The sequence below is a fragment of the uncultured Romboutsia sp. genome (assembly GCF_958366745.1).
Taxonomy (GTDB): Bacteria; Bacillota; Clostridia; order Peptostreptococcales; family Peptostreptococcaceae; genus Romboutsia; species Romboutsia timonensis.
In genome coordinates this window covers 1-11,343 of record NZ_CATXCO010000061.1, presented here as the reverse complement: position 1 = coordinate 11,343, position 11,343 = coordinate 1, and the positions used below count along the sequence as shown (strand labels likewise).

At 25.4% G+C, this 11,343-nt stretch carries 12 protein-coding genes; 4 read left to right on the top strand and 8 right to left on the bottom strand.

Annotated features, from left to right (window positions below; all coding sequences use genetic code 11):
- Positions 1-553 (top strand): MATE family efflux transporter (locus tag Q5F54_RS06100; RefSeq protein ID WP_302334104.1); only part of this gene is annotated, 553 nt, incomplete at its 5' end.
- Between the two features lie 106 nt (positions 554-659).
- Here the strand turns inward: Q5F54_RS06100 and Q5F54_RS06095 are convergent.
- The 6 genes from Q5F54_RS06095 to Q5F54_RS06070 form a co-directional block, all read right to left on the bottom strand.
- Positions 660-1,706, bottom strand: coding sequence for a glycosyltransferase family 2 protein (locus tag Q5F54_RS06095; protein WP_330578050.1), 1,047 nt, complete (start codon positions 1,704-1,706; stop codon positions 660-662).
- A 378-nt stretch (positions 1,707-2,084) separates the two neighbouring features.
- Complete coding sequence (locus tag Q5F54_RS06090) at positions 2,085-2,621, bottom strand: (Fe-S)-binding protein (RefSeq protein WP_277233221.1); 537 nt, start codon at positions 2,619-2,621, stop codon at positions 2,085-2,087.
- Between the two features lie 12 nt (positions 2,622-2,633).
- Positions 2,634-3,779, bottom strand: coding sequence for an aminotransferase class V-fold PLP-dependent enzyme (locus Q5F54_RS06085; protein WP_281537351.1), 1,146 nt, complete (start codon positions 3,777-3,779; stop codon positions 2,634-2,636).
- A gap of 171 nt (positions 3,780-3,950) precedes the next feature.
- The gene (locus Q5F54_RS06080) at positions 3,951-4,319 is read right to left on the bottom strand and encodes a hypothetical protein (RefSeq protein ID WP_071120190.1); all 369 of its coding nucleotides are present in this window, start codon (positions 4,317-4,319) and stop codon (positions 3,951-3,953) included.
- Positions 4,320-4,435: 116 nt separating this feature from the next.
- Positions 4,436-5,047 (bottom strand): pentapeptide repeat-containing protein, encoded by a 612-nt coding sequence (locus Q5F54_RS06075; protein WP_302334103.1) that lies wholly within the window; start codon positions 5,045-5,047, stop codon positions 4,436-4,438.
- A gap of 184 nt (positions 5,048-5,231) precedes the next feature.
- The gene (locus Q5F54_RS06070; protein ID WP_281537353.1) at positions 5,232-6,836 is read right to left on the bottom strand and encodes a pyrrolo-quinoline quinone; all 1,605 of its coding nucleotides are present in this window, start codon (positions 6,834-6,836) and stop codon (positions 5,232-5,234) included.
- A gap of 264 nt (positions 6,837-7,100) precedes the next feature.
- Between Q5F54_RS06070 and Q5F54_RS06065 the strand changes: the two genes are divergently transcribed.
- Together Q5F54_RS06065 and Q5F54_RS06060 are read left to right on the top strand one after the other, a co-directional pair.
- Positions 7,101-8,027, top strand: coding sequence for a CPBP family intramembrane glutamic endopeptidase (locus Q5F54_RS06065; RefSeq protein ID WP_281537354.1), 927 nt, complete (start codon positions 7,101-7,103; stop codon positions 8,025-8,027).
- Between the two features lie 113 nt (positions 8,028-8,140).
- Positions 8,141-8,869 carry a M48 family metallopeptidase gene (locus tag Q5F54_RS06060; RefSeq protein WP_281537355.1) on the top strand — a complete coding sequence of 243 codons (729 nt, stop codon included), beginning with the start codon at positions 8,141-8,143 and terminating at the stop codon, positions 8,867-8,869.
- A 256-nt stretch (positions 8,870-9,125) separates the two neighbouring features.
- Here Q5F54_RS06060 and Q5F54_RS06055 read toward each other — a convergent pair whose 3' ends face one another.
- Both Q5F54_RS06055 and Q5F54_RS06050 read right to left on the bottom strand, forming a co-directional pair.
- A complete protein-coding gene (locus Q5F54_RS06055; protein WP_071120184.1) occupies positions 9,126-9,932 on the bottom strand; it encodes an HAD family hydrolase in 807 nt (268 codons plus the stop codon).
- Positions 9,933-9,980: 48 nt separating this feature from the next.
- Positions 9,981-10,667 carry a DUF3298 and DUF4163 domain-containing protein gene (locus tag Q5F54_RS06050; RefSeq protein WP_288306360.1) on the bottom strand — a complete coding sequence of 229 codons (687 nt, stop codon included), beginning with the start codon at positions 10,665-10,667 and terminating at the stop codon, positions 9,981-9,983.
- A 401-nt stretch (positions 10,668-11,068) separates the two neighbouring features.
- Here Q5F54_RS06050 and Q5F54_RS06045 point away from each other — a divergent pair.
- Positions 11,069-11,343: hypothetical protein (locus tag Q5F54_RS06045; protein WP_330689641.1), on the top strand; the 275-nt coding region annotated here is incomplete at its 3' end.

Genomic DNA, 11,343 nt, shown 5'->3' with positions numbered 1-11,343 from the left:
TATTCAAATATGTTCTACTGTAATGAATTTATTTATGATAGTTACATTTGGTCTAGCTAATGCTGCCGTTGTTATAATAGGTAATGAAATAGGTGCAAACAGAGAAAGTGAAGCAATATCAGCTTCTAAAAAGATTTCATCATTATCATTTAAGATTTCTATACTATTGGCTATAGTACTTGCCTTTTTATCCAAGCCCATAGTTTCATTCTTTAATGTATCAGTTGAAGTTAAAATAGCCTCTGAATATATCTTATATGTTTATGCATTTATTTTAGTATTTAAGATTTATAATGCTGTTATGATAGTTGGTATATTAAGAGGTGGTGGAAATGCTACTTATGGCTCTATACTACAAGGACTTACTTTATGGTTAATAGGTATACCTTTAGCCGCTTTTGCAGCTTTTATCATTAAGTTACCTATATACTTTGTTGTTATGTTCGCCGCAGTTGAAGAAATTATCAAAGTTTTCTTTATGATGAAAAGATTTAAATCATTTAAATGGATTAAAAATATGGTTAACGATGAACAAAATGAAGTCTTAACTTAATTTATCCATATCAATTTTACTAACAACCTTATTTTTAAATGCACATATTTGATAATAAAAAATAGCTAACAGTATTAAGTTAAATACTTAATATTGTTAGCTAAACTTATATACTGGCAAAAAATTTATTATTATATACAACCGCAGGGTCATTTGGCTTTATAAAAGCTGCTTTTTCATTGTACTCTTTAGATTTTTTTATATCTCCAATTCTAAAATAACATAAGCAAAGTTGTATATATGGAGTAAAATTATAACAATCCAATAATATAAATCCACCTGATGTTTCATTTATTTTTCTAGTTAATGCTAATTCATACCAGAATATAGCTTGATTATATTGTTCTCTATCTAAAAAATATTTACCTATATCACAACATATTTCAGCTCTTGGTTCATCAAACTCAAAGCTTCTAAAACAAGCATTAAGAGCCTTTTTAGTCTCACCAATAGCATAATAACAGTACGATAAATCCTGACATGCATTTACACAGTTTTCTACCCATCCTTTACCTGAATCTAAGAAATTATTGAAAGTATTTATTGCATCTTCATATCTTTTATTATAATAAAGTTCTCTTGCATAGTAAAATTGTTGTCTTGGATCTAACTCTTTTCCATCAGCTATCATATTTTCAAATATTCTTAAATTTCTTTTTGGATCATTATTCTTTAACTTTTTATGAGATATTGCCGCATCAGAGTATATTATATTTCCTTCTAAAGGTATTACCTCATGAATTTCCCCTATCCATCTAAATTTTTTACTTCTTTTAAAGATACGTTCTCTATAATATGAAAAAGTAACATTTCCGTCACTATCAAATGATGTATTATATTTCATCATTACCATATCTATAGATTTATCCATATTAATTTTTAGTTCTTTTATTTTTTCTTTATCTTTATCTAAAATTATATCATCTGCATCTAACCACATAATATAGTCTTTTGTAGCTTTAGAAAATGCATAATTTCTTGCTGCTGCAAAATCCTCTATCCACTTAAAATAATATAAATTTTTAGTATATTTTTTTACAATATCTCTTGTTTTATCTTCCGAACCTGTATCAACAACTATTATTTCATCAAATATATCACTTACACATTCTAAGCAACGTCCAATTACATCCTCTTCATTTTTGACAATCATACAAAGGCTTAAAGTATTAATATATATCTCCTCCATTTTAGCATATTATATAAATTCTATTTATTATATGCTAAGTCATTTATTTTCGCATCTATCATTTAGCTTTTTTGAATTTTTTAGAGTAATTTTCTATTATTTGATTTATAATGTTTACAATTTATAATTTTTCCACTTTTTTATATTACTCTTTCATTTATACCTTACTTAGCAAATAATCCTTTTTAGAGTTTATAAATTTAAGTTTTAATATATCTATAAATAAAATAAATCATAAGTCCTTTGTATATAAAATAATAATAAAATAGAGGAATGAAATATGAAAATTCATTCCTCTATTTATATAGTATTACGCATTATATTTAACATTGAGTATATTATTTAAGCTATAACATTAATTCCAAGTTCTTCATAAGTTTTTAACTTTTCTAAGTTTCTTTCATTTCCTTCTTCTTTTAAATGAATACATTTATTTATACTAGTCTCACCTTTTACAAATTTTGTAGCAAAAGCTAAACAAGTTTCACATCCACATTTTTTGCAATTTAATTTTGGTAAATATGTATAAATCTCTATTGGGCTTGGAAGCTTTCTAATTTCATAGTTAGGAGTTATTTTATCTCTATTTTTATCTACCTCATTTATTAAATCCTTTAAATAGTCCAAAACTTCAAATGCTTCTGTTTCATTTAATAGTTTTGCAACATTTATGCTATCTTCAAATATAGTTATAATTATCTGCTCCTTATTAAACACAAAAGTATTTGCTTTTTTATTATATATTCCTGTTTTTATATATGAGTTTAAATAAGGGAATATATCACTTATATTTTTATTTAAATTAGACATTATTCTTATTCTTTTTGAATCTGTTGTACATGGTTGAATAAAACTTAAATCAATACTTTCTAAATACAAACTAATTCCCCCTTAACTATTTTGTATATCATTTAATGCATAAACTAACTTATCTATATCATTAAATTCATTAAAGTATCCAATACCTACTCTTACTGTCCCTATATCTTTTGTTCCTATAAGTTCATGTGCATTTGGAGAACAATGAAGACCTGCTCTTAGCATTATATTATGTTTAATATCAAGATTATAAACTACTTTTTCTGCATTTATATTACCTATATTAAAAGATATAACTCCAACAATATCATTTTCATTTTGTGGACCGTAAATTTTGATATTTTTTACTTCTTTTAACCTTTTTAGCGCATAGGAAGTTAACTCTTTTTCTTTCTTATGTATTTTTTCTATGGTTTCACTATTTATAAATTTTATAGCTTCTCTCAGTCCTACTATACCACTTACATTTAAAGTTCCTGATTCTAATTTATTAGGATAATAATTAGGCTGATATTCATATTTTGAATCTCCACCTGTTCCGCCTACTTTAAGTGGATTTATATCATAATCACAATTTACTATAAGCCCCCCTGTTCCCATAGGACCAAATAAACTTTTATGTCCTGTAAATGCTAGTAAGTCTATATTATTTTCTTTTATATTTATATCTAAAACTCCTGCTGTTTGAGCTGTATCAACTAAAAATAATATATTATTTTTTTTTGCTATTTCTCCTATTTCCTTAATGGGTTGTATAGTTCCTAATACATTTGATGCATGAGTAAATACTATAAGCTTTGTATTTTCTTTTATGCTATATCTAACATCAATTGGATTTGTATACCCATATTCATCTGCTCTTACCTTAGTTATGTCTATATTTCTTTCTTTTTCTAATGTTTTTAAACATCTCCAAACTGCATTATGCTCTAAGCTGCTTGTAACTACATGGTCATGCTCTTTAAGAATTCCTCTTAGTGCTAAGTTTATAGATTCTGTAATATTTGATGTAAATATTACATTTTTAGGATTTTTAAAATTAAATAATTCCCCTATTAATTTTCTTGTTTCATATACTAAAAAATCTGATTTCATTGCCATTTTATAGGACCCTCTTCCTGAACTAGTCCCGTTATTTATCATAAATTCATATATAGATTTTGCTACTTGATTAGGTTTTGGATATGATGTTGCTGCATTATCTAAATAAATCCCCATTTAATCGCCCCTTAATTTTTAAATTTTCCTTAATTTAATTATATCACAAAAATAAGCTACTCTAATTAAGTAGCTTATTTTTAATACGATTCATTATTTTAATTTATAATTATATACTTTTAAAATTAATTTAGTTTAAGATATATTCTAACTCTATCTCTTCGTTTGATTTTAATTTTCTATAAGATTAAAATACATTTCTCCTTTTCCATAAATAATTATAGTATCTCCTTCTAGTAAATTTCCTACTGTCAATAAAGAAACATTCTCTTTTCCTTTACTTTCAACCTCTTCAGAATTAAATCTCTTAGAAAATCTCTCAATATTATTTTTATCGATAATATAAACATAAGACACAACATTAGGAGTGATTAATGAAAATTCATACTTACCTGGCTTTAGCTTTCCATTTTTTTCACTTACTAAATATTGTCCTTGTGGAAATATATTTGTATAATTAAGTGGCTGAAGTGCTGTTGCTGTATTACTTGAAGTAAATATAATCATTAATAATAAAATAATAGAAAATACTTTTTTCATATAACTTAACTCTCCTTTAAGATTAGTCTTATATATTTTGCTTATAAGTTATATTAAATATGCTTAAAAATAAATTTTTTCAATTTACTTAAATCACATTTTAAAAGTACTTAAAATTATTTAATACTAATCCCCATTAGTTTACTTAAATCTAGTGCCTGATTTGCTGAAAAAATTCCTCCATAAACATCTTTTAATCTTACTTCTATGCCATCTATATCACTATTTGTAAAATCTACATTATTTAAAGATGTTCCAGTAAATACTGATTTAGTTAAATTATTAGAATCTAATAATAGCGTTTCATTTTTTATCTCTTGGAAAACTGCAAAACTAAAATCTGAATTTTCAATACTTACACCTGAGAACTTTGAAAAAGCAAAATTTGAGTATCTTCCTAAACAGTTTTTAAATACTACACTTTTTAAAGTAGAATCATTAAAATTACATCCTGTTAATTTACAATTTATAAACTCTACTCTATATAAGCTACTATATGGAAAGTTTATATTTGACAAGTCACAGTTTTCAAATATAATATCTGTCATATCTATTCTTCTAAAATCACAATGTTCAAAGACTACATTTTTAAATATACATGAATTTAAACTTACAGATAAATTTTCAATTCCATCTATTGTAGTATTTTCTACTAAAGCTTCTTCTAATTTTTCATAATCTAATATTTCATTTATTGCATCATCACAATTATTTAAACTAATTGGCATTTTAGGCTTTTGTATTTTTATTATTCTTATATTTTAACAACTGTAAAAATCTATTCTCTGCTAATTTTTCATCTAAGGTTACATAATTTTAATACGGCTGCATCATTATAATACTATTTATTTACAAGTTCTTCAATAAATTTATAAATCTAATAATTTAAGTTTATGTTTTAATTATAATATATTACTTTACTTTAACTCCATATATAGTTCCATTTCTAGTTGCAACTACTAATACATTGTTAAAAACCGCAGGTGAACTTTCAATGTTTCCATTTAATAATACACTACTTTTTATATTCCCTTCTTTGCCATCTATTAAATGTAAGTATCCAGCACTATCACCTTGAATAATATATCCATTTCCATCCTTATCGTAGATATCAACAGGAGATGACCACATATAGTTATCAAATAATTTCTCCCATATTATTTCTCCATTTTCCTTATTTAAAGCAAACATGCCACCTTTGTTAAATCCATTGTATCTAGCTAAGGAAAATATGGCCATATTATCTATATTATTTTTTCCTACTACATTTGTTGCCATAAGTCCTCCATTAACTGCACTCTTACCAATTAATGATTCACATTCAAACTCTTTTTCCCAAATTACTTCACCTGTAAGTCCATCTATTTTCTTTATTTTACTAACTCCTCTTGTTCCTTGATGATCAACTTCATTACCACAGTATACATAAGGTTTATCATTTTCAATATCAATAGTAAGAGTTGCATCAATATCATCAAATCCATTTATAGACCATACTGGTTTTAAATTATTCAAATCAACACATTGAATAACTCCACCATTATCTGCAAAATAAGCTAAATTTGCATATGTAGCTACTGAATTTTCTATTCCTATCCTACCCCTACTAAAAGATGATGAAAAATTATATCTATTTATCTTTTGATCTATACTTATAGTATTATTATTTTTATCATAAGTTGTATTTAGCTTAATATTATATAACAGTCCATTTTCTCCTCCAACTACTACACTATCAGTAGCTGCATTTACAATAGCTGATGAATCAAATGCTGGCCACCCTCTACTTGCATATTTATCACTTCCATTTAGTTCATATAGCTTACATCCATCGATTAAACTATATATATTGAATCCAACTACTCCACTTTCATTTATTCCCTCTCCGACATATAATAGTGGAATCCCTCTAGGGTCAATGCTTAAACTTCCTTTAATAGGATTTCCAACCTTTATTTTATCTCTTGTAGCCTTACCAGAATTTAACTCTAAAAAATATATATTTCCATCAAGACTTCCATATATAACTTCTGTAAAATCTTCTTTACCTTTAAATTCATCATATATATTCATGCTTTCTCTCAATTCTTTTGGCCACTTAACTATAGCTGGTTGGCCAGTCCATCCAGCTCCTCCCCCCCAAGAACTAGATGCTGTCCTAAATTCCCATAAAATTTCAAGCTCTTTATCATTTAAATCTGCATATCCAAAAGAAGGTGAGTTTCTAAGTGAATTTCCTCTAAATGTAAATATACCTTCCATATCTGAATATTTATTTTGAAATACTATTTCATTATCATGCTCAAACTCAAGTGTTGTTTTATATGACAATATGTCATCTTCTATGTATGATGTTTTAAATGAGGCTAAAACTTTTTCCTCCTCTACTTCTTTGACTTTTACCTCTTCTTTAACATTATTCTTTGTAGTTATCTTTGTACAACCTGTAATCCCTATACTTAAACTTAAACTTAAAATAAAACTCAAGTAACCCCTTTTCTTTTTGTTTATAGTCATAATCCCCCTCCGATATTTATTTACCTTTTTTTAATATATTAGACACTAAGTTTTTTTATCCCTTTTTATTTATATTGTAATAAAAAATAAATATATATAATAATTAACTACTTATTTGTCATTCTTTATTTTTTATAATTAATATATTAACTAACATAATATATTAATTTTCTCATATTAACCTTAGTATTATATAGGTAGCATATTTTATAAAGTTTGTTTACAATTATATTATTAATTAAATATTAAGATTGGAGAAATAGCATGCATTCAAAAAAAATTCCTATTATTAATAGCTCTAAAAATAAAAAGAAATTACCTAACTTTATATGGGCGATAATATTATCATTAATATTTATGTACGGTGGCTCACTTATGGGTTCACTGGCAACAGTTCCTTTGTTTTTAGCTTTAAGAAATATTCCTTTATTTTTCAATAACAAAGATTTATTATCATTATTAATTACTTTATTTTCATTTGCATTTATCTCATTACTAGTATTCTTTAGAGTAAAGGTAATAGAAAAAAGAAGTTTCTCATCTATTGGATTTAATAAAAATAATTGGCTAAAAAAATATTCACTTGGTTTTTTAATAGGTTTAGCTATGATGAGTATTATAGTGTTGATACTTTTCCCCTTTGGATATATAACTGTAGAGAAAAATCCTATTCAACCAGTTGGAATATCTGCTATAGCTAGTGTTTTAGTTATTTTATTTGGATGGATTATACAAGGTGCTACAGAAGAAATTGTAACAAGAGGATGGCTTCTAAATGTTTTAAGTACTAAGTACAATATAGGAGTTGGATTATTAATATCATCTACTCTATTTGGGCTTATGCATTTAACTAATCCTAATGTAAATTACATAGCTGTTATAAATATTATACTTGTTGGACTTTTTTACGGTCTTTATGTTATAAAGACTAATGATTTATGGGCTGTTTGTGGTATGCATAGTGCTTGGAACTTTGCTCAAGGAAATATATTTGGATTTAAAGTTAGTGGTTTAGATGTTTCTGTTGGAAGTTTAATAGATTTAAATTTAGTTGGAAGTGATTTTGTTACTGGTGGAATATTTGGTCCTGAGGCTGGAATTACAGCTACATTTATATTATTAGCATCCATTGGAATATTATTATTTATTGATAAAAAAAGATATTTTTCAAATAAACCTTTAAAATCATAAAATTTTTAATAAATTATATTTTAGTATTTTATATGCTGTATTTTACAAATGCTTTTTAGTATAATAAGTTTCATAACTAAAAACATATTTAAGTTATATGGGAGGAAGTCATTTTGTATAAAATCAATATTGAAAATACTATAATAAATTACTCTATAAATAAAAAATCAAATATAAAAAATATAACAATAAAAGTAAAGTACCCAAATACTGTAACTATTGTTTCACCTAAATCTGTTAATGATGAATTTATACATGATTTAGTTGAATCTAAAAGTAGATGGATTTTAAATAAACTAAATGAGTTTAAAAATAAAGAATCTGAGAATCCTCCTATTTTACTTGTAGACGGAGATAAAATTCCCTATCTTGGTAATTACTATACGTTAAATGTGTATAAGGAAAAAAGCATAATAAAATGTTCCCTAATTTTTAAGGAAGATAAATTTATAGCTAAGATTCCTTATAATATATCTAGTAATGATCAATATATTAAATTAAGAGAGCTTCTCGTAAATTGGTATCTAACTGAAGGAGGCAAATTAATAAAAGAAAGGATATCTATATATTCTAAAAAACTAAACCTATATCCTGAGTCTATAACTTTAAAAGAACAAAAAACTTCTTGGGGTACTTGCTCATCTATCGGAAATATATATATAAATTGGAAAATACTCTTAGCTCCTTTAGATATTATAGATTACGTTTTAGTACATGAACTATGTCATCTTAAACATATGAATCATTCAAAAGAATATTGGGCTCTAGTAGGTACTATATTCCCAAACTATAAGGCTAAAAGAAATTATCTTAAAGAGAATAGCTTAAAACTTAATATATAATAATTAATATAATCATTTTTTCCATTTACTAATATAATGTATTGTAAAATGGTGGGGTGATTTTTTGAAAAAACTTAATAAATATCATTTAGTTACTATTATTTTATCCTATGTGTATATAGTTTTAACTAGATATAATATGTTATCTGATTTTTATAATGGACTTTATCTAACACTACTATTTTTATTTATATTTATTATGTTATTAAATCATGATCATAACATTTAAAAAGTCTAGACAATAATTCTAGACTTTTTAAATATCATAACTATTTAATTCTTCTTCGCAAAATGCAACCTCTTTGATTGCCTTAATGACTCCATCATCATCATTAGTTTCAGCTATAAACCTTGCATTTTTTTTAACCTCTTCTTCAGCATTTTCCATAGCATAACTATAATAAGCGCTACTCATCATTTCTAAATCATTCATATGATCTCCAAATACCATAGTCTCATTATATCCTACATTAAATCTTTTCTGAAGTATATTTATTCCTTGTTTTTTAGTTCCACCTAACTTACATATATCAAAACAAGTACTTCCTGATTTAGTTATCATAAGCTTATCATTTAATTCACTTAAAGCTTCTAACGCTCTATTTATAATCTTTTCATTACCAAAAGTAGTTATTTTTAATATTTTATCCTCTACTTTTGTAATATCTCTAACATACTTTACCTTAAGTTTCCACTTTTTACCTACTATACATGGTATTATACTCTCACTATATACAGTGTCTTTAGAACAATATATAGTATTATATTTGGCTTTTTTTCTTATTATTTTAGCTACTTTATATACCATATTATGTTCTATATAATTTTCAAATATAACTTCATCTTTATAAGTTATATAGTTCCCATTATTTGATGCATATACTATATCTTCTTCAACATCTTTAAATATTTCCTTAAGAGAAAATATCTCTCTTCCACTTATTGCTACAAATACTATCCCTTTGTCATTAAGTTTTTTTAAAACACCATATAGACTTGGACTTAATTGTTTATTTGAATTAAGTAATGTTCCATCCATATCCGATGCTATTAATTTTATCATAATACATACCCCTTAGTATCTAATTTATACATATAGTTTATCATAAATTTAATTATAATTTAAGTATTTATTAAATTCATCAAATTTCAATTTAAATTTAGGTATACCTATATAATATGGAGCTATTTCATATAATCCAAAATATATAACTATACCATCTTCATCTATATAAAAAGGTTGATTTTCACTAATTCCTTTAAATCCCTCGTCACCTTTAAAGTAATTCTCTGGTTTATTATTTATTTCTTCTTTTATAAAGTTGTTAACTATTTCCTCATAGTCAACTCCTGGTTTAAACATATCCTTTAATGTCAATCTATCTCCTGTTAGTAAATTATAGTTATAAGCATCTAAATATGTCATACCATGAGCGCCACCAGTGAATTCATATTTTGTCATTACTATACTTATAATATTATTTCTGTCATAGGTTACCTCATTATTTATATAAACTTCATATTGATATTTGACATAGTCTTCATCAGATTTTGACAATTTTTCTGTATATAGCTTCTTATACGCTATAGCTTGTTTTTTTACACTATTTTTAAATTCCATAACATCTTCACATATTTCGTTATTTATATTAATAATTATCTCTCTATCATACATATCATGATATACATATTTATCATATAGTTTTAAGACTGGATAAGTTATATTGTATTTAAAAAACTCACTAGTTTTACATATATTTACTTGCGCTACATAAGAATAATTTGCTCGACTGTCCAAAATATCACCCCATTTTACAATCAATTTGTTTATTTATATTAATCATTTACAATATTTATAACTTTCTCCATATAAAATCAAGTTGTCAATTTTCTAGATTTATAAAGATTAAATTACTAGCTATAATTATAAGACTGAATAAGAATAAATATTTAATCTATTAAAATAAAGAGTCCTTCTTAATAAATAGAAAATTCTCTTTAATTATTTATATTAACCTTCTTTAAATCTAAATGTTAAATTATTTTTAAGTTTATATATCAAATTAACCTATAATAATAGATTAATATTCATTTTTCTTCATTTTTGTAACATTTTTTTACACAAAAGAATATATATAAGTATAGTTAATCTTATAAATATTAACTATTATATATATTCTTTTAAAGGAGGAAACTATTTTGGCTTCTTATACTCAAAAATCTAATAAATATTTTAATGATTGTTGTAAATGCAATGATCATCGCGATAACTGTTGTAAGTGCAACAATCATTGTGATGATCATTGCGATAACCGTTGTAAATGCTGTGTAGGTCCTAAAGGTGCTACTGGTCCTCAAGGTCCTGTTGGTCCTCAAGGCCCTGCTGGCGCTCAAGGTCCTACTGGTCCTCAAGGTCCTGCTGGTCCTCAAGGTCCTGCTGGCGCTCAAGGTGCTACTGGTCCTCAAGGTCCTGC

Coding starts and splice junctions, on each gene's coding strand:
- Q5F54_RS06055 (WP_071120184.1), bottom strand. CDS start 9,932: ATGATAAAATTAATAGCATCGGATATGGATGGAACATTACTTAATTCA.
- Q5F54_RS06070 (WP_281537353.1), bottom strand. CDS start 6,836: ATGACTATAAACAAAAAGAAAAGGGGTTACTTGAGTTTTATTTTAAGT.
- Q5F54_RS06085 (WP_281537351.1), bottom strand. CDS start 3,779: ATGGGGATTTATTTAGATAATGCAGCAACATCATATCCAAAACCTAAT.
- Q5F54_RS06095 (WP_330578050.1), bottom strand. CDS start 1,706: ATGATTGTCAAAAATGAAGAGGATGTAATTGGACGTTGCTTAGAATGT.
- Q5F54_RS06065 (WP_281537354.1), top strand. CDS start 7,101: ATGCATTCAAAAAAAATTCCTATTATTAATAGCTCTAAAAATAAAAAG.
- Q5F54_RS06075 (WP_302334103.1), bottom strand. CDS start 5,047: ATGCCAATTAGTTTAAATAATTGTGATGATGCAATAAATGAAATATTA.
- Q5F54_RS06080 (WP_071120190.1), bottom strand. CDS start 4,319: ATGAAAAAAGTATTTTCTATTATTTTATTATTAATGATTATATTTACT.